At 51.4% G+C, this 17,996-nt stretch carries 14 protein-coding genes and 2 pseudogenes; 4 read left to right on the forward strand and 12 right to left on the reverse strand.

Annotated features, from left to right (window positions below; translation table 11 throughout):
* Positions 1-31: 31 nt before the first annotated feature.
* Both AWJ19_RS01515 and miaB read right to left on the reverse strand, forming a co-directional pair.
* On the reverse strand, positions 32-484 hold the full coding sequence (locus tag AWJ19_RS01515) for a YlbF family regulator (RefSeq protein ID WP_068720929.1): 453 nt from the start codon (positions 482-484) through the stop codon (positions 32-34).
* A gap of 24 nt (positions 485-508) precedes the next feature.
* Positions 509-2,116 (reverse strand): tRNA (N6-isopentenyl adenosine(37)-C2)-methylthiotransferase MiaB, encoded by a 1,608-nt coding sequence (gene miaB, locus AWJ19_RS01520; protein ID WP_082707641.1) that lies wholly within the window; start codon positions 2,114-2,116, stop codon positions 509-511.
* A gap of 427 nt (positions 2,117-2,543) precedes the next feature.
* Between miaB and AWJ19_RS01525 the strand changes: the two genes are divergently transcribed.
* Positions 2,544-4,151, forward strand: a complete 1,608-nt coding sequence (locus AWJ19_RS01525) for an alpha/beta fold hydrolase (protein WP_068720931.1) — start codon at positions 2,544-2,546, stop codon at positions 4,149-4,151.
* A gap of 16 nt (positions 4,152-4,167) precedes the next feature.
* On the opposite strand, the gene AWJ19_RS01530 is transcribed toward AWJ19_RS01525, so the two are convergent.
* From AWJ19_RS01530 to AWJ19_RS01540, 3 genes are all read right to left on the reverse strand, one after another.
* Positions 4,168-5,163 carry a beta-ketoacyl synthase N-terminal-like domain-containing protein gene (locus tag AWJ19_RS01530; protein WP_068720933.1) on the reverse strand — a complete coding sequence of 332 codons (996 nt, stop codon included), beginning with the start codon at positions 5,161-5,163 and terminating at the stop codon, positions 4,168-4,170.
* Between the two features lie 3 nt (positions 5,164-5,166).
* Positions 5,167-5,358, reverse strand: coding sequence for a beta-ketoacyl synthase N-terminal-like domain-containing protein (locus AWJ19_RS01535; protein WP_068720934.1), 192 nt, complete (start codon positions 5,356-5,358; stop codon positions 5,167-5,169).
* 169 nt (positions 5,359-5,527) lie between these two features.
* Complete coding sequence (locus tag AWJ19_RS01540; protein ID WP_068720935.1) at positions 5,528-6,622, reverse strand: NADH:flavin oxidoreductase; 1,095 nt, start codon at positions 6,620-6,622, stop codon at positions 5,528-5,530.
* A gap of 154 nt (positions 6,623-6,776) precedes the next feature.
* Between AWJ19_RS01540 and AWJ19_RS01545 the strand changes: the two genes are divergently transcribed.
* Positions 6,777-7,112, forward strand: coding sequence for a hypothetical protein (locus AWJ19_RS01545; protein WP_068720936.1), 336 nt, complete (start codon positions 6,777-6,779; stop codon positions 7,110-7,112).
* 8 nt (positions 7,113-7,120) lie between these two features.
* Here the strand turns inward: AWJ19_RS01545 and rhaD are convergent, their stop codons facing one another.
* From rhaD to AWJ19_RS01565, 4 genes and pseudogenes are all read right to left on the reverse strand, one after another.
* On the reverse strand, positions 7,121-7,966 hold the full coding sequence (gene rhaD, locus AWJ19_RS01550) for a rhamnulose-1-phosphate aldolase (RefSeq protein ID WP_068720937.1): 846 nt from the start codon (positions 7,964-7,966) through the stop codon (positions 7,121-7,123).
* Positions 7,967-8,055: 89 nt separating this feature from the next.
* Positions 8,056-9,312 carry an L-rhamnose isomerase gene (rhaA, locus tag AWJ19_RS01555; RefSeq protein WP_068720939.1) on the reverse strand — a complete coding sequence of 419 codons (1,257 nt, stop codon included), beginning with the start codon at positions 9,310-9,312 and terminating at the stop codon, positions 8,056-8,058.
* A 247-nt stretch (positions 9,313-9,559) separates the two neighbouring features.
* A complete protein-coding gene (gene rhaB, locus AWJ19_RS01560) occupies positions 9,560-11,032 on the reverse strand; it encodes a rhamnulokinase (RefSeq protein ID WP_068720941.1) in 1,473 nt (490 codons plus the stop codon).
* A gap of 30 nt (positions 11,033-11,062) precedes the next feature.
* A pseudogene (locus AWJ19_RS01565) lies at positions 11,063-12,213 on the reverse strand (iron-containing alcohol dehydrogenase).
* Between the two features lie 385 nt (positions 12,214-12,598).
* Between AWJ19_RS01565 and AWJ19_RS01570 the strand changes: the two are divergent.
* Positions 12,599-13,354: a DeoR/GlpR family DNA-binding transcription regulator gene (locus AWJ19_RS01570; protein WP_068720942.1), complete on the forward strand. Its 756-nt coding sequence runs from the start codon at positions 12,599-12,601 to the stop codon at positions 13,352-13,354.
* Between the two features lie 100 nt (positions 13,355-13,454).
* Here the strand turns inward: AWJ19_RS01570 and AWJ19_RS01575 are convergent, their stop codons facing one another.
* The 3 genes from AWJ19_RS01575 to zwf form a co-directional block, all read right to left on the reverse strand.
* Positions 13,455-14,735: an L-serine ammonia-lyase, iron-sulfur-dependent, subunit alpha gene (locus AWJ19_RS01575; protein ID WP_068720943.1), complete on the reverse strand. Its 1,281-nt coding sequence runs from the start codon at positions 14,733-14,735 to the stop codon at positions 13,455-13,457.
* 192 nt (positions 14,736-14,927) lie between these two features.
* A complete protein-coding gene (gene gnd, locus AWJ19_RS01580) occupies positions 14,928-15,821 on the reverse strand; it encodes a phosphogluconate dehydrogenase (NAD(+)-dependent, decarboxylating) (RefSeq protein ID WP_068720944.1) in 894 nt (297 codons plus the stop codon).
* A 62-nt stretch (positions 15,822-15,883) separates the two neighbouring features.
* On the reverse strand, positions 15,884-17,410 hold the full coding sequence (gene zwf, locus AWJ19_RS01585) for a glucose-6-phosphate dehydrogenase (RefSeq protein ID WP_068720946.1): 1,527 nt from the start codon (positions 17,408-17,410) through the stop codon (positions 15,884-15,886).
* A 198-nt stretch (positions 17,411-17,608) separates the two neighbouring features.
* On the opposite strand from zwf, the pseudogene AWJ19_RS01590 reads away from it, so the two are divergent.
* Positions 17,609-17,922 (forward strand): annotated as a pseudogene (locus tag AWJ19_RS01590) (helix-turn-helix domain-containing protein).
* Positions 17,923-17,996: the final 74 nt, after the last annotated feature.

Here is a 17,996-nt window from a genome sequence, read left to right on the forward strand (position 1 = left end):
ATTTACATCCGCCCCCTCTCTCAAACCCGAATTAATCTCCGCAGGTAGACGGCGGCGCATCCGTGCCGGCCTCCACGCTGATTTTCTCCGAGACGGTATCTCTGATGACCGAAATGACCAGCTGCAGCAGGTAGTTGATATCGCTCTGGCTCTGCTGGAACTCATTCACCACCGGAATGCCGTCGATCTCATCCTGCAGCGCTTCGATTTCCTGCTCTATCTTCGCAACCATCGCTTTATTGCCGAAGCTTTCAAAGGCGACGATCTCCTTCTGCTTCTTCTTAATGGTGGCAATCAGCCCCTGTACCCGGTCATGATTCTGGATTTTGAGCTCCGCCTGCTGAAAATGCCGCACTTCTTCACTGGTCGAGATCAGTGCAGCAAGCTCCTTGGCTTTGCCCATAATATCCTCACGTACAATCAGATCACGGGTATCGTAGCTCTGCATGCCGTATTTGTTCACATTCGGGTTCTCCTGGCTCATCCTTCTCGCCCCATTTCTCTATGATTAGAGGACTGCTGCAGCCTCCGCCACATAATCCCCTTTGATATACCAGGTCTTGGTATCGGTAATTCTTACCTGCACAAAGCTGCCGATCAGCTCCTTGGGACCCTCGAAATGAACAAGCTTGTTGGCACGGGAGCGTCCGGAGAGCACATTTGCGTTGTTCTTGCTCTCCCCCTCCACCAGCACTTCCACCAGTTCACCGAGCATCCGGTCGTTGCTTACCCGGCTCTGTTCCTTAATCAGATCATTCAGGCGCTTCAGCCGCCCGTTCTTCACTTCAAGCGGAACATTATCCTCCATTGCTGCAGCCGGCGTACCCTCACGCGGCGAGTAAATAAAGGTATATGCCATATCATAACCTACTTCACGGACGAGGGACAGCGTCTCTTCAAACTGCTCCTCGGTTTCGCCGGGGAAGCCGACGATAATATCCGTGGTCAGCACGGCATCCGGCACACTGGCTTTTAGCTTATAGACCAGCTCCAGATAGGCCTCACGCGTATATTTGCGGCTCATTTTTTTGAGCACCGCCGTACTTCCGGACTGCACCGGCAGATGGATATGCTCCGTCAGATTGCCGCCTTTGCCCAGCACTTCAATTAATCTATCGTCAAAATCGCGGGGATGCGAGGTCATGAAGCGAATGCGCGGAATATCAATCTTGCGCATATCATCCATCAGATCCCCGAACGTATAGTCTATATCAGTAAAATCCTTGCCGTAGGCGTTCACATTTTGTCCGAGCAGCGTTACTTCCTTAAAGCCCAGGCGGGCCAGCTCGCGTACTTCGGTGATTACGTCCTCCGGACGGCGGCTGCGCTCTTTACCCCGGGTGAACGGTACAATACAGTAGGTGCAGAACTTGTCACAGCCGTACATGATGTTAACCCAGGCGCGCATGCCTTCCCGCTTCTTGGGAAGATTCTCGATGATGTCGCCTTCCTTGGACCAGACCTCGACCACAAGCTCCTTGCTGAACAGCGATTCCTTGATGATCTGCGGCAGGCGGTGAATATTATGCGTACCGAAGATCATGTCCACGAACCCGTGCTTGGCCATAATCCGGTTCACGACGCCTTCTTCCTGTGACATACAGCCGCAGACACCCAATAGCAGGCCCGGCTTTTCCAGCTTCAGTGTTTTGAGGTGGCCCAGCTCGCCGAACACTTTATCTTCAGCATTTTCGCGGATCGCGCACGTATTGAGCAGAATAATATCCGCTTCATTCCGGTCTTCTACAGGCTGATAGCCCATTTCCTCCAGCATGCCCTTCATCGTTTCGGTGTCATGCTCATTCATCTGGCAGCCGTAGGTCGCTATGAAATAATACTGCTGCTTATGGCTGTTCATTTCACGGAACTGCTCCATAATGCGGATCGTTTCAGCATCTTCAAAATTAATAACTTCAATCTCCTGCTTGCCCCGTCGTTTGCCTTCCTTATAATCCGGGTTGGAGTTGATTTGTACGGTACGCCCCTTTATCCGGTAAGTCGTTTTCCCCTCTTCTTCACTGATGACTTTGGCATCAGAAAAATCAAAATACTTCGAGTAATCCTTCGAACCGCCCTTGCCGGATTTTAAGTCCGGTGAGTTATTCCCCATTGTCATGTTTTCACGTCCTTTATGAATGAAAGCTTCAGTAATCAAATCGGTTAATTTTATTATCGCCAATAAAAAATTATAGCATAAATGTTGGAGGCCAATCCATCCGGCAATGCAGGCATAACGAATAAACCTTCCGGCGATTCAGCTGGAAGGCTCAGAGTGATATATGAAGTGTGCGGAGCATCATTATTTGCGGCGGATGTACATTCGCAGGTACACCATCTCAAGCTTGGTTTTTTTGACGCAGATAAAAAACATCTTCATTTCAGCAAATCATCTCCCTGGAACTCAGCTTTATCCCATTCTAACAGCATACCGTTACATTAACGTTACACTTTTCTACAAAAAACCGCATATTATGATAAAATAACAGCCTTTTTTCGATCAATAAAGATACATAGATTATGCGGTCTGACAGAGGAGCACTGAAATGAAGCATACTTTGGAGAGCGGTTTACACTTACATTACGAATATAAAGAGGCTAAACAGGCTCACGAAAATACCCGGACACTTGTCCTGATTCACGGGATGGGCTTTGACCTGACCTCCTGGGACCGGATCCTTCCCTATATGGAAGATGAATTCCATCTGCTTAGATACGATTTCCGCGGACACGGACAAAGCGGCATAGACAGCATTGACCCGTCCAAGCTGGCCTGGATCTATGTAGAACATCTGGACAGTCTGCTGCGCCGGCTCGGGATTGAACAATTTGATATCATCTCCCACGGTGCTGGAAGCATTATTGGCCTCTACTATACCAAAGTATATCCTGCAAAAGTACGCAGCAACGTCATGCTGTCACTGCCGTTATTCAATTCAAGCAGCACTGCCGGCAAATATGCAGACTACCGCAAAAATCTGCTGAAGCATCAGTCCATGAGTGCCCTGGCCGGCCATGTCGTTCCGAATGCAACGCTTTTTCAGCCTGGAACACCGGAAATTGACAGGCTGTATGCAGCATTTGCCAGAGTAAGCTTTGACAGCTATATTGAGCTGTTGGATTTTTTTGCGGGGGCCCACGACGAGATCATGGAGATGTTCAAAAAGCATACAGGACCTCTGCTTCTGCTGACAGGAGAGCGCGATCCGATGTACCCGCCGTATCTGTCCGGCCTGATTGCCTCGGCGAATCCGAACTGCCGCTTTATGACAGTCTACAATGCATCCAACATGCTGTTTTATGACCAGCCGGAGGAGACATATAAGCAAATCCGGATGTTTTTTGACACGGAGACAAGTAACAGGGCACCGCTTGACCCTTATTTATTGGAGCTGCATTCCGATTTTATCGGACTGGTAAACGGGGAGCTGCAGCTTGATGAAACTGCTGTCCCTGCTGCTCCTGTTGTCCGGCTAAAGGTAACGCTGCTGAAATCTTTTCAAGTCTTCCTTGATGATACGCAGGTGCTGGGCGGCTGGGGAAGAAGAAGCGCCAAAGAGCTGCTGATTTACCTGCTGCTGCACCCGGCCGCTGCCCGGGACCAGCTGTGCGAGGACCTCTGGAAGGACATGGAGAACACAAAGGCCCGGAACCAGCTTCGTGTCTGCCTGAATCATCTGAAGCACCTGTTTAATAATGAAGAAACTCAGCTGCTGTACAGTGACAACCAGCAGATTTCACTGATGGCCCCAGTAGACTGTGACCTGCTGACCCTGCTGGAGAATACCAGGCTGGCGGTCAAGGAAACAGACCCTGTACGTAAAGACAGCCTGATCCAGGATATCTTCCAGCAAGTTGATGATGAGCTTTTCCGGAATCTGGATCAGGACTGGAATCTGAATCTGCGGTCCCGTCTGGAGATCGATCTGGTTGCTCTGGCCCATTATCAGGCTGATGTGCTGGCTAAACTTGGTAAATATACAAGTGCAATCGCCTGCCTGAAATATGTCGTCCTGTTCAATCCGGAAGAGTATGATGCCTATGAACGGATTGCAGTACTATATGAGCTGAACCAGCAGAAACAGGAAGCCAAGACATGGCGCAGCAAGCTGGCCATTCTGCAGTCTGCGTCAGAGAAGCCTGGATCCCGGTAGTCCGGCTGGGTTCGGCTCAGGTTCTCGTCAAAAACACGCTTGCATTATTGCCGCCGTAACCGTGGCTGGTAATCAGCACTTTAGCGGATGGCTGCAGCAGGGTCTCCGTTATTAGCGGAAGATGCTCATACCCTGACTGGTCCGTACGGATCGTCCGGGGGATGAACTGCTCCCGGAACCCAAGCAGCGATGCAATAATCTGTGCAGGCCCGCTTACACTGAACGGATGCCCGATCAGCCCCTTGACCGAGGTCAGGGGAACCTTGTGATGGAACACATCCTGCGAGACAATGCCCTCAATGCTGTCATTGGGGGCATAACCGAGAGCCTGACTGTTGTAATAATCCGGTATCCTTCCGCCCAGCACACGGCTTACAACCTGCTTCATTCTTTTGCCCGCCGGATCGTACCCGTTTACCGATTTACCGTCGTTGTTAGTTGCAATTGCATCAATATACCCGTAGATCACTGCTTGCCGGGCTTTCGCATGCTCTTCTGTTTCCAGAACCAGAACCGCGGCTCCTTCCGATAAAATAAAACCCTTGCTCTTTTTGCTGAAAGGTGCACCAGCCGTCTCCGCCTGCTGATTGAACGGCAATGCGCGCAGTTTACCAAAACCGAAGACGGTTACTTTGTTGTTGCTGCTGTCAGCTGCACCGACAATTGCCGTATTGATCCGGCCGTTTTGCAGATACATCACTGCATCCTCTATAGCTTCTATACCGGCAGTGCAGCCGGTGGTCACCGTTTTGGTAATTCCATTCAGCTGAAAATAGCCCGCAACCGCCGAGGCCAGACTGTGATAGTGCACCAGTCCGCAGCAGTAGACCGGCATTCCCTTGAACTGATCCCCGGAAGAAAGTCTGACCATCTCCTCAAGTTCTGTGGTCCCTCCCATTGTTGTTCCCATAAATATTCCTGCAGTTGTCTCTGGATCTTTAAGGTCCAGCTGTGACATTTCGAGCGCTTCCGTAAGGGTGCTGATCGCAAGTTTGGCTATCCGCGGCAGCACCCGTTACTGCTTCTCATCCAATAAGCCGAGAGGCTGTTTAACTTCACCAATCGTAAGCAAAGCCCCGTCAGGGGTAAGATCCTTCCGCACTGTAAACTTATAATTTCCGCTTAGCAGATTCTGCAGCAGTTCATCACAATTCTCACCATTAGGCACCTTAACCCCAAACCCGGTTACAGCTATACGCTGCTTCATCCTAATTCACCCTTTTTCCCGGAGAATAATTTTATTAGGGAACCACGCCAAAAAGAGCTTTCGCCGCTTGCCAGATCCGGGATCTGGCTGATCAGAATCTTAAGCAAACGGTTAAAGCTCTTTTCGCAGATGCTGTTATTCATTTCTGTTTATGCATTCAGTAAATAAGTCAGTTTAATGTTCGGGTTGCAGCCGGAGTAAACGGAATAATCTCTTCCTTTCGTCCGCTCTGTACTTTGACCGGCCACCCGGGGTCGCTGATTAGTGCTCTGCCTACAGCTACGAGATCAAATTCACCTTTCTCCAGCCGCTCTAACAGCCCATCGAGGTTATCCTCCTCATGCGGGTCGGCTGCACCGCCTGTAAATTCACTGTTCAGGCCTACAGAGCCTACGGTAATTACCGGTTTGCCGGTAATCTGCTTCGTCCAGCCGGCCAAGTTAAGCTCGGAGCCTTCGAACTCAGGCAGCCAGAAGCGGCGGGTAGAGCAGTGAAAAATATCTACGCCGGCATTGCTCAGCGGTGTCAGGAACCGGGCCAGCTCGTCCGGTGTACGGGCCAGCTTGGCCGTATAGTCGCCGCTCTTCCACTGCGAGAACCGCAGCACGATCGGGAAATCCGGACCCACTGCACGGCGGCAGGCGTCAATAATTTCGACGGCAAAAGTCGTACGGGCTTCCAGATCACCACCGTACTCATCTGTGCGCTGATTGGTCTTCTCCCAGAAGAACTGGTCGATCAGATAGCCATGCGCCCCGTGCAGCTCGATGCCGTCAAAGCCGATTCGCTTAGCATCCGCTGCCGCTTGCGCGAAGGCTGCAACAATGCCGTCGATCTGCTGCTTGGTCATCGGCTCTGTCAGTGGCTCGCCCGAGAGGCTCAGCCCGGACGGCCCGACCGGAAGCGCATCCGCATTCGGAAGATCGCCGATGGAACGGGCCATGCCGACATGCCAGAGCTGCGGAATGATTTTGCCTCCGGCTGCGTGGACTTCCCTGACTACTTCAGCCCAGCCTGCAAGCGGGGCCTCGCCATGGAAATTCGGGATGCTAGGATGACTGACAGCTGCCGGGTGGTTGATAGCTGTACCTTCGGTGACAATCAGCCCTACTCCGCCCTCTGCCCGTTTACGGTAATAGGCAGCCACATCAGGACCGGGCACACCTTCCGGCGAAAAAGCACGGGTCATTGGAGCCATTACAATCCGGTTATCAAGGGACAGCGTTCCTGCCTGAAAAGGAGTAAACAATAGGTCTGTGTTCATATCGGTCCTCCATTACATAATATAATTACTTTAAGTAAGTATATTATGATGGCTGGCGGGATCAAAAGCAAATGGCGCGTCAGAGCCGTATCTGAAGCGCTTATAGGTTGGCGGCTATACTGCCAGAGCAGCGTACCGGTTGGGGCCAGACTGCATGAGCGGGTCGGCCGCCGCGGATGAAATCAAAGGCATTTTTGCCTTTGATTTGGCCATTTCGGCCACCGGGGCTGGATTCAAAGGCATTTTTCCCTTTGATTTGGCCGTTTCGGCCACCGGGGCCGGAATCAAAGGCATTTTTGCCTTTGATTTGGCTATTTCCGCCACCTGGGCCGGAATCAAAGGCATTTTTGCCTTTGATTTGGCCGTTTCGGCCAGCATGGCTGGAATCAAAGGCATTTTTGCCTTTGATTTTTTTCAGCCCATCAAGCCAAGTAGACAAAAAAAACGGACACCGCAGAAACTCTGCCCATGTCCGGTTTTACTAATATAAATTAAATTCTATAAGTCCAGAACGCCTGCTTTTGGCGTTACGCGGAAAGCTGCAGCCAGATCAGCCAGCTGCTGGTCGGTAATCGTCTGTTTGATTTCTCTGCCGCCGATCAGGTTGTAGATAATGGCTGCTTTTTCGATCGTTTCTACCAGGCCGAATGTGGCGTCCATAGTCGCACCTGTCACGAAGATACCGTGCTGCGGCCAGATTACTACGCGGTAGTCCTTCATCTTGGCGGCTGTTGCACGGCCGATGTCGCTGCTGCCCGGAACCATCCAAGGGATAACGCCGATGCCGTCAGGGAATACAACCAGACATTCTGTGCACATTTCCCAGAGCGTCTTGGTAAATTTCAGTTCATCCAGATCATGGGTGAACGTCATAGCAATAACGTTGGTAGCGTGAGTGTGCAGAACAATGCGGTGCGTAGGATCAACCTTCAGGCGTTCAATGTGGCTCATGAAGTGGGAAGCCAGCTCGCTTGTCGGTACAGCATTATTGCGCAAACCCCACAGCACTTCAACGCTCTCGCCGGTAGCGGATACGCGCAGTACACCAAGGTTAGCTTCCGGGTCTTTGATCACGTTGCGGAAGTATTTGCCGGAGCCTGTTACGATAAAGTATTTGCCTGCAAGCTCAGTTACAGGGAAAGTAAGCTGGATGGTGCGCAGCGGCTGACGGATATCAATGTACTTGGCTACTTCTTCTTCGTCCAGCAGATAGCTGATGTTGCCGCCGTTCAGCTCATCCCAGCCCAGGGACCACATGTGGTGGGTAATTTCGGACATTTCCTGGATAAAAGGTGCTTCTGTGCTGGCGATATAACCTTTGGTTTCAATAACTGAAGTACTCATATATTTTCGCTCCTTTGAATGCAGATCTGTTGGTAGTAGATATGACGACCATTCAAAAACTCAATTTATTGTTTGTTACACAAGTAGCCTTATCTAGCAGACAGTACTTCCTTTTCGTAAGTCTTCACTTCAGCCAGCCAGTTCTCGCGGACAGGTGTGTTCTGGGAAGCGCAGTAGTAATCCCAGATTGCGCCGAACGGGTAGGACTTGAATTCTTCTACCAGTGCCAGGCGGGAAGTGTAGTCGCCTTCCAGCTCGATCTTCTTCAGCTCGGCAACAGGCTCTAGCATAGCGCGCAGCAGCGCTTTGATGGTGTTGCGAGTTCCGATTACCCATGCAGCAACGTGGTTGATGCTGCCATCGAAGAAGTCCAGGCCGATGTTCGTACGCGGCAGCAGATCTCCGCGGACCAGCTCACGGGCGATTTCCAGCAGCTCATCGTCCATTGTTACTACGTGGTCACTATCCCAGCGTACCGGTCTGCTCACATGCAGCAGCAGCTGCTCACTGAACATCAGGATCGAGGACAGTTTGTTCGAGATGACTTCTGTCGGGTGGAAATGTCCGGCGTCAAGGCAGATTGCTTTGCCGCGGGTCATTCCATAGCCCATGTAGAATTCATGCGACCCTACAACATAGCTCTCGGAACCGATGCCGAACAGCTTGCTCTCTACTGCATCGATGTTGTATTGCGGGTCAATCTCTTCACTGAACACTTCATCCAGTGCATCACGCAGGCGTGCACGCGGAGCCAGGCGGTCAACCGGAGTATCCTTGTAGCCATCCGGTACCCAGAAGTTTGTTACGCAAGGCTGTCCCAGCTCGCGGCCGAACGATTCGGCGATTTTGCGGGAAGCTTTACAGTGCTTGATCCAGAAATTGCGGATCTCCTCATCAGCATGGCTCAGTGTGAAGCCGTCTGCCGCTTTAGGATGGGAGAAGCAGGTCGGGTTGAAATCCAGGCCCAGTCCCTGTTCTTTAGCCCACTCTACCCAGTTAGCGAAATGGCGCGGCTCCAGCTCATCCAGATCCACCTTTTCGTCTGTATCTGCATAGATGGCATGCAGGTTGACCTTGTGTTTACCCGGAATCAGCGACAATGCCTTCTCCAGATCCTTGCGGAGCTCATCCGGTGTACCGGCGCGTCCAGGATAGCTGCCGGTTACAGCGATACCGCCGCTCAGCTCCTTGTCCTTGAACAGGAAGCCCTGTACATCGTCCCCCTGCCAGCAGTGAAGGGAAATCTTGATCTCTGCCAGCTTTTCCAATACTTCATCCACGTTGATGCCGTGGGCTGCATATAATTTCTTCGCTTCGTTATAGCTGTTGATGATGCTCTGATCCATGTTGGGGTCCTCCTAAAAGTTTTGTGTGAGCATCTGCTCCATTGATTTTGCTTCGGACAAAACTGACTTCGAAAGCATACGCTTAGTTTTGTGAGCATCTGCTCCATCTGATTCTACTTCGTACAAAACTGACTTCGGAAGCATGTGCTTAGTTTTGTGAGCATCTGCTCCATTGATTTTGCTGCGGACAAAACTGACTTCGGAAGCATATGCTTAGTTTTGTGAGCATCTGCTCTACACTTCTTATCTATTGGCTGCCGCCTGCAGAACCTGCATGCAGGGCTTCCCAGCGGGCCAGCAGGGCCTCATTCTGCGGAAGCGGGCGCGGCAGGTAAGACTGTATCTTAAAGGACTTGCCGATGATCGTCCGGGCTTCGCGGATATCCGCAACTTCTCCGGTGTGAATCAGCTGGATTGCGAGATTGCCAAGCGCTGTCGATTCCGTAGGTCCAGCCAGTACCTCACGGCCGATGATATCGGCTGTAAGCTGGCACAGCAGTGTGTTGTTCGCACCGCCGCCGACGATCTGCAGCACCTCTACCGGTCTGCCGGTCAGCTGCTCCAGCTCGCCCAGATAGCTGCGGTACGAGAGTGCCAGGCTGTCGAAAATGCAGCGGGCAAGCTCGCCCGGCGTTTGCGGGACAGGCTGGCCGCTCTCTGCACAGGCAAGGCGGATCTCTTCAATCATGTTGTCCGGATTCAGGAACCGCGGATCGTTGCACGGAATCAGGCTGCGGTACCCCTCAGCTTCTGCGGCAAGCTCAGCCAGTTCAGCGAAGCTGTAACGCTCTCCGTCCAGTCTGCGTACCTCCTGGATCAGCCAAAGTCCCATAATATTCTTGAGGAAACGGTAGGTTCCAAAAGCGCCCCACTCATTTGTGTAATTCGCCTGCATTGCTGCCTCTGTATTAACCGGATGATCCAGCTCAACACCGAGCAGCGACCATGTTCCGCTGCTGATGTAAGCAGCAGACCGGTCATCCTGCACAGGCACACCCAGTACGGCTGAAGCCGTATCATGCGTAGCTGCGCAGATGAGTTCACAGTCCGGCAGGTCATACTGTTGCTTCAGCTCATCCTTGATGCTGCCAAGCACTTCGCCGGGCTCGGTAAGCGGGGCGAACTGCTCTCTTCTCAGCTTAAGCAGGGACAGCAGCTCTGCATCGTATTCTCGCTCTGCAAGATTCAGCAGCTGCGTGGTCGAGGCATTGGTTACTTCGTTGATCTTGCGGCCGGACAATCTGTAGTAGAGATAATCCGGGACAAGCAGAATCTGATCAGCTGCAGCCAGCTCTTTAGCGTCATGAGCATACAACTGGTATAAAGTATTAAAAGTTAATTGCTGGATACCGGTTTTGGCGTATACCTTATCCGGCGAGATCAGCTTGGCTACTTCCTCCATTACCCCGTCAGTCCGGCGGTCACGGTAGGCATATACCTCCTGAAGCCGGTTACCCTCAGCATCCAGCAGCACATAATCCACAGCCCAGGTATCAATCCCCAGAGTGCATTTGGTTATGCCGGCTGCTTTGGCCTTTTGCAGGCCGCGCAGAATTTCTTCAAATAAATAATCAATGTCCCAGAAACAGGAGCCGTCACGTTCGGTGAAACCGTTGCTGAAACGGTGAATTTCCTCCAGCGAGAGACTTCCGTCTGCAATGGTGCCGAGCACAAGCCGCCCGCTGGAGGCGCCGATATCGACGGCGATATGATAGTTCATAGGGAATCTCCTCATCTTAAGATTAATAATCTAGAGAATTTTGCGGAACAGGGCGATAACTTCTTCTTTGGTCGGAATGAACGGGTTACCAGGTGCGCAGGCATCCTTCATGCATTCTCAGCCAGCAGATCAAGATCTACCTCGTCAACCCCAAGCTCAGACAGCTTGGCCGGGATACCGACTTCCTTGGACAGCTCCTTGATCGACTCAATAACGAAGTCTGCACATTCTTTATCGGATTTGCCTTCCACCTGAAGACCGATTGCCTTCGCGATTGCCCGGAATTTCTCAGGCACATATTTGGCATTTTCTTCTTCCACATAAGGCAGCAGCATCGCATTACATACGCCGTGCGGCAGATCATACACTCCGCCAAGCTGATGCGCCATAGCATGCACATAACCGAGTCCGGCATTATTGAACGCCAGTCCGCCCAGGAAAATCGCATATACCATCTGTTCGCGTGCTTCGATATCATGGCCGTTCTTCACAGTCTTAGCCAGGTTGCCGAAGATCAGCTCAACAGCCGCCAGAGCCGTAGCATCCGTAACAGGATAAGCGCCCGGAGTTACCAGCGCTTCAATCGCATGGGTCAATGCATCCATACCGGTTGCTGCAGTCAGTGCAGCAGGCTTGTCGACCATCAGCTCAGGATCATTTACAGAAATGGTCGCAATGCTGTTCTTATCAACCATTACCATCTTAACCTTGCGTTCTTCATCCGTAATGACATAGTTGATGGTAACTTCGCTTGATGTTCCGGCAGTTGTATTAACCGCAACAATCGGCAGCGACTTGTTCTTGGATTTGTGTACGCCCTCATACTCGGCGATATGTCCGCCATTGGTGGCAACGATACCGATTGCTTTGGCAGTATCCTGCGGTGATCCTCCGCCGATCGAAATCAGATAGTCACAATCATGCGATTTGAGGAAATCCACGCCGTCGTGAACATTTTTACAGGTCGGATTCGGCTTAACTTCATCATATACCACGTACTCAATACCGGCTGCATCCAGTACGGACAGCAATTTGCCGGCGATTCCGCTCTTCATAAGGAACTTGTCAGTAACAACCAGAGCCTTCTTCAGATTCAGCTCTTGAATGTAAGGAGCGATTTCCTGCAGACAGCCTTTGCCCATAATGTTAATAGAAGGAACATAATAAACGCGGGTACTCATTGATTGACCAGCCTCCTGATATTGTTGTATTGCACAGTTGGTTATCTTCTTCTCTGTAAAGGTTATCCCGGCTGCGGCACCTCAGGCTGGTCTCTGTAGTAATCGCAGCGGACCTTATGCTCAGGCGCTTAATCTTATGAAGCATGCGCTTTCAAAGAGAAAATGAACACTCTTATCGTAGCTCCAACATTCTGTGTTGTCAACAAATAAAATATTATTTATGTTGTTTTTATTTGTTTACTGTTTGCAAAACGCAGATTATAATGAATATTATAATAAATTTTGTGTGGTTTTCGTCTAATTTATTGCAAAACACAGATATTCAGGTCTATATTTATAGATAACGATTGGGATTCAGAGTATAGCTCCAGAAAGGTGATTACAAATGCTGGCTGCCGAAAGACGCAACAGAATCATAGATCTTGTCCATCAGGATAAAAGAGTACTGGTCTCCGACCTGAGCCGCATGTTCGAAGTAACGGAAGAAACGATCCGCAGGGATCTGGAGAAGCTGGAGAAGGACGGGATTGTCAGCCGGACTTATGGCGGGGCTATGCTGAACAGGCATACGAACGAGGACCTTCCTTTTGTAACCCGCAATGCGCTCAATACCGACATCAAACGCAACATCGCGCTCAAGGCGCTTGATCTGATTAATGACGGGGATACCCTGATGGTAGACCCCAGCTCAACCTCGTTTGAATTCCTTAAACTGCTGGGCAACAAAAATAACCTGACACTCATCACGAACTCGATCAATATTTTGCAGGAGTTCTCCAATTCCGGCATGAACATCATTTCCACCGGCGGATCTCTCCGCCACCGTTCCCTCTCGCTGGTTGGTCCGGTCGCCCATGATACGATTCAGCGCTACAATGTGGACACCGCCGTAATCAGCTGCAAGGGGATCGATATGGACCGGGGAATTACCGATTCCAACGAACCGGAATGCGAGCTTAAGAAGTACATGCTGCGCCAGGCGGAGAAGGTTGTGCTGCTGGCGGATCATACCAAGTTTGACAAGACCGCTTTTACGAAGCTGGTGGAGCTGAACCGGATCGATGTGCTGATCACTGACCGCAAGCCGTCTGAAGCATGGCTCAAGCGCCTGGCCAAGGAGAATATTGAGGTTCTCTGCTAGTGCGGATGATTGTGTTTCTTCTATAATATGTGTATCCAAAAAAAGGACATCTCCCTCTTCCCGGGAAATGTCCTTTTAAGTGCAGCTGACAGAGCTGCTATTAAGCTTTGGACAGCATAATATTGAGTATCGTCTCATCCGTCGCGGCAAGCCCTTCCTGGACGAGCCGCTCCATGTTGCGGATGGTATCTTCTACCTTTTCAAAAATGACTCCGTCATTGTCTGTCGCTGAGATATTATTCATCGCCAGCGTCGCTGCCTGGATTGCGGCATTGGTGGCAGTGGAGATTTTGAGCGCACAGGTGGATTTGGCCCCGTCACAGATCATGCCGGACAAGGAAGCAATGGTATTCTGGATGCCATGTTTGATCTGATCCAGGCTGCCGCCCATCAGGTAGATAATCCCGCTGTTCGCCCCTACTCCTCCGGCAATTCCTGAGCCGCACAGTGGTGAGAGACGGCCGATGTAATGCTTGACGTGAACAGTGACCAGATTGCTGAGGGCAATAGCCCGGGCCAGCATGTCATCACTTTTACCCATAAGTTCGGCCAGCTTTATGACAGGCAGCGTAGCTGCGATTCCCTGGTTACCGCTGCCCGCCGTCGTCATAACTGGCATCGCACTACCGTCCATCCGCGCATCGGAAGCAGCAGCCGTCGCCGCAATCACGGAATTGGCAACATCATTGCCGAACAGGTTGACTGCTGAGCGCTGGCTCATTTTTTTGCCGACCTGAAGTCCGTAATCCCCCCGCAGGCCTTCATCTGAAATAGCCTTGTTCATTCTTGCGCCTTCCAGCAGAAATTCCAGATCAGTGAAAGCTGTAGTGCAGACAAACTCATAAATCCCTTCGAGTGAAACGGCATAGGCTTCAGGACTTAACTGCTCGTCCTCTCCGCAATCCCCCTTATCCTTCTGGATATCAATAGGGATACCATCCTTTTCCAGCAGAACGATATTAGTGTGCTCCTTCGCAACCACCGATGTTGCCCGGTGATTGGCACTCTGTACCCTCGCTTCTATATACAGCTTCTCCGGGGTGTCCTTCAGTTCCACCGTCAGCAGCTTTCGTTCTATAATTGCATTCGCCTGGCTCAGCTCATCGGCTGTCAGCCCCGAGAGAATTTCCAGCTTCCTGTGGGAGCGATGAATTACTGCACCAAGCGCAGCAGCAATCGGGAGTCCGGTCTGTCCGGTTCCGGGTATGCCCACACCCATCGCATTTTTGATAATATTGCCGCTGAGGAACAGCTGAATGCCTGTAATCTCCTCCTCAAGCAGCTCTGCCGCCAAAGAGACCGCATAGGCTACCGCAATCGGCTCTGTACAGCCTTCCGCCGGAACGATTTCCTTCTTCAATACTTCGAGTAAGTTAACCATATATGATCCCTCCTTTTTCTCTATCTGAGCTATCTCTATATACTACATCAGACTTGAGGCTGAGGGAACCGTATATTCAGAGGGTTGGTGTAATCTCATTGCTGAATCACCAAAAAGCGCCAAATCCCAATTCCCGCTTCGGGGACTTTGAGACTTGACGCTTTCCAACATATATAGTCGTGTGCCGGATGATCAGTTTTTTTCCACGGCATGGCCGCCGAATTCATTACGCAGCGCAGCAACTACCTTGCCGGTAAAAGTGTCCGTCTCCAGTGACCGGTAGCGCATCAGCAGTGACATCGCAATGACCGGAGTGGCCGCCTGCAGGTCAAACGCTGTCTCCAGCGTCCATCTTCCTTCGCCGGAGGAATGCATAACGCCCTTGATATCATCCAGCTTGGCATCCTTCGAGAATGCGCGTTCTATCAGCTCCATCAGCCAGGAACGGATGACCGATCCGTTGTTCCAAACGCGGGCTACCTGCTCGAAGTCGAAGTCGTATCCGCTTTTTTCCAGAACCTCAAAGCCTTCGCCGATGGCCGCCATCATGCCGTATTCAATCCCGTTATGCACCATCTTGAGGAAATGGCCGCTGCCGGATTTGCCGGCATACAGATAACCGTTCTCCACAGAGGTATCACGGAACAGCGGCTCAGCCACAGTCCAGGCCTCTTCATCCCCGCCGATCATATAGCAGGCGCCGTTGCGGGCTCCTTCCATACCGCCAGAGGTTCCGGCATCCAGATAGTAGATCCCCGACTGTGCCAGCTCATCGTGGCGGCGGATTGATTCCTTATAATGCGAGTTGCCTGCTTCAATAATAATGTCGCCCTTGGACAAGAGCGGAGTCAGCTCGGCGATGACGGAATCAACAAACTGATGCGGCACCATAACCCAGGCAATCCGCGGTGCATCCAATTGGCTTACGAGCTCAGCCAGGCTCGCTGTTCCAGTTGACCCTTTTGTGCCAAGCTCGGCTACCGCATCAGCATTTACATCGTATGCCACAACCTCATGCCCATGCTCCAGCAGGTTCTGGCCGAGATTGAAGCCCATTTTACCCAGTCCGATTAATCCGACTTTCATTAGATATCCCTCCGGTTATTTTCTCATTTTCTCAGTTTTTTATTATGTCAGTTTAAGCTGGCTTACGCCCCTGCCCGGATCGCCTGTTCATCCGTTCTGCGGGATGCTTCAACGTCTTCCTCCGGCTCATCCAGCCACCAGTGATCTTCGCCAAGCAGCTCATCCGCTGCATCCGGACCGTTAGAACCGGCAGCATAGGTATGGAGCGGAAGCACACCTTCCTCCACGGCCTCAAGAATGGGCTGCACCCACTGCCAGCTCAGCTCCACCTCTTCCCAATGTGCGAAGAAAGTAGCGTCTCCGAGAAGCGCATCATAGATCAGGTTCTCATAGGCTTCCGGCAGATCGGGATTGGCTGAATCATGCCGGATGCTTACCGGCTCAAGCGCCCCGTGCTGGCGCGGATTTTTGGTGTTCAGCTGCAGCGAAATCCCTTCACCAGGCCCGATTTCAATCACCAGCAGATTAGGATCAAGCGGAAGCTTGCCTCTGTTAACGTTATGAGAGTCATTAAACGGTTCCTTGAACTCAATAACAATTCTGGTTGATTTCTCCTTCAACCGTTTGCCGGTGCGGATGTAAAAAGGCACCTCGCTCCACATCGGATCATCGATCCATAGCCGTGCGGCGATATATGTTTCATTCTGTGAACTTGCATCAATGCCTGGTTCATTAAGGTAGGCTGGCACCGCTTTGCCTTTAATATGGCCGGCGCCGTATTGTCCGCGCACAACATGCTGCGTGACCTCTTCCTTCAGCAGCGGCCGCACGGAACGGATGACATGGCGCTTTTTGCTGCGGACGTCCTCAGGACTGCTGTCTTTAGGAAGCTGCATGGCCATCATCATCAGCAGCTGCAGCATATGGTTCTGGAACATGTCGCGCAGCGCGCCTGATTTGTCATAATAGCCTGCCCGTTCTTCCACACCAACAGTCTCGGCAGCCGTAATCTGAACGTTAGCGATGTAACGGTTCTGCCAGAGCGCCCGGAGCACCGGGTTAGAGTACTTGAGCACTTCCAGGTTCTGCACCATCGGCTTGCCGAGGAAATGGTCGATCCGGAAAATCTCCTCTTCCCGGAAAGCCGCAGTCAGGCTCTCATTAAGCTCCCGCGCGGACTGCAGATCCCGGCCGAACGGCTTCTCAATAATCAGGCGTTTCCAGCCAGCAGTGTCTCCCAGACCGCTCTCATGAATATTTGCGGCAATCGGACCGAAAAATTCAGGGCCGACCGACAAATAGAACATCCGGTTACCCGGAATGCCGAGCTCCGCTTCCCGCCGCTGCACGTGGGCCAGCAGCTTCGTATAATCCTCCGGACGTCCAACGTCCAGCACGCTATATTCAAAAGCCAGCAGGAAACGCTGCAGCCCCGCTGATTCTAAGACAGGACGGCGGGAAAAGGTACGCAGTGAATCAAGCACCTGCGCCTGGAACGTTTCGTTGCTGAGCTCTCTTCTTCCCAGACCAATCACGGAGAGAGGACCGGAAAGCTTGCCATCGGCAAACAAGTTATAGAGAGCCGGATAGATTTTGCGTTTCGCCAGATCCCCGGTAGCGCCAAACAGCACAAAGGTAGATGATTCCACTTTCATTCCTCCCGTTATTATATATTGTTTATAAGGTTACTATTAATTACTCACAAACTTAACAAAACTCATCATACGCCTGCAAAAACCATTCGTCAACCTCATTTCGACATTTACGAAAAGTACTTATTTTCACGAAGTTTTCGCTATGGTATAGTTAGTGGGATATTAATAATAACTGCTAAGGACGGATGTGCGATGGATCAGGAAATCAGGCCGTTACTTGCCAAAGTGGAGCATGCTTATCATATCGTCGGGAAAAAATGGGTGAATTTCATCATTCATGTACTGATGGAAGGCCCCAAACGGTTCAGCGAACTGCACACCCTCATTCCGGATCTGAGCAAACGTATATTGAACGAGCGGCTGAAGGAGCTGGAGGGCTGCGGGCTGCTTACCCGTACCGTGATCCCGACCGGCCGGTCCGGACGGAATATTCGCTGACAGTCAAGGGGCAGGAGCTTGGGGCAGCACTCAGCCATGTTGAGAAGTGGGCGGTTAAATGGCTTTGAGGCCCCTGCTGCACGGGATCAGCTTTATGTATAGACAAAAAAGGAGCAGGACATCGCGTCCTGCTCCTTCTCTT

The organism is Paenibacillus sp. DMB5, assembly GCF_001517085.1.
GTDB lineage: Bacteria > Bacillota > Bacilli > Paenibacillales > Paenibacillaceae > Paenibacillus_AQ.

What these genes read in the sequence shown, in the direction of transcription:
- AWJ19_RS01535 (WP_068720934.1), bottom strand. Translation starts at nt 5,358, where the DNA reads ATGAAGCAGCGTATAGCTGTAACCGGGTTTGGGGTTAAGGTGCCTAAT.
- AWJ19_RS01515 (WP_068720929.1), bottom strand. Translation starts at nt 484, where the DNA reads ATGAGCCAGGAGAACCCGAATGTGAACAAATACGGCATGCAGAGCTAC.
- rhaA (WP_068720939.1), bottom strand. Translation starts at nt 9,312, where the DNA reads ATGGATCAGAGCATCATCAACAGCTATAACGAAGCGAAGAAATTATAT.
- rhaD (WP_068720937.1), bottom strand. Translation starts at nt 7,966, where the DNA reads ATGAGTACTTCAGTTATTGAAACCAAAGGTTATATCGCCAGCACAGAA.
- AWJ19_RS01525 (WP_068720931.1), top strand. Translation starts at nt 2,544, where the DNA reads ATGAAGCATACTTTGGAGAGCGGTTTACACTTACATTACGAATATAAA.
- rhaB (WP_068720941.1), bottom strand. Translation starts at nt 11,032, where the DNA reads ATGAACTATCATATCGCCGTCGATATCGGCGCCTCCAGCGGGCGGCTT.
- AWJ19_RS01540 (WP_068720935.1), bottom strand. Translation starts at nt 6,622, where the DNA reads ATGAACACAGACCTATTGTTTACTCCTTTTCAGGCAGGAACGCTGTCC.
- gnd (WP_068720944.1), bottom strand. Translation starts at nt 15,821, where the DNA reads ATGAAAGTCGGATTAATCGGACTGGGTAAAATGGGCTTCAATCTCGGC.
- miaB (WP_082707641.1), bottom strand. Translation starts at nt 2,116, where the DNA reads ATGACAATGGGGAATAACTCACCGGACTTAAAATCCGGCAAGGGCGGT.
- AWJ19_RS01575 (WP_068720943.1), bottom strand. Translation starts at nt 14,735, where the DNA reads ATGGTTAACTTACTCGAAGTATTGAAGAAGGAAATCGTTCCGGCGGAA.
- AWJ19_RS01570 (WP_068720942.1), top strand. Translation starts at nt 12,599, where the DNA reads ATGCTGGCTGCCGAAAGACGCAACAGAATCATAGATCTTGTCCATCAG.
- AWJ19_RS01545 (WP_068720936.1), top strand. Translation starts at nt 6,777, where the DNA reads ATGAGCGGGTCGGCCGCCGCGGATGAAATCAAAGGCATTTTTGCCTTT.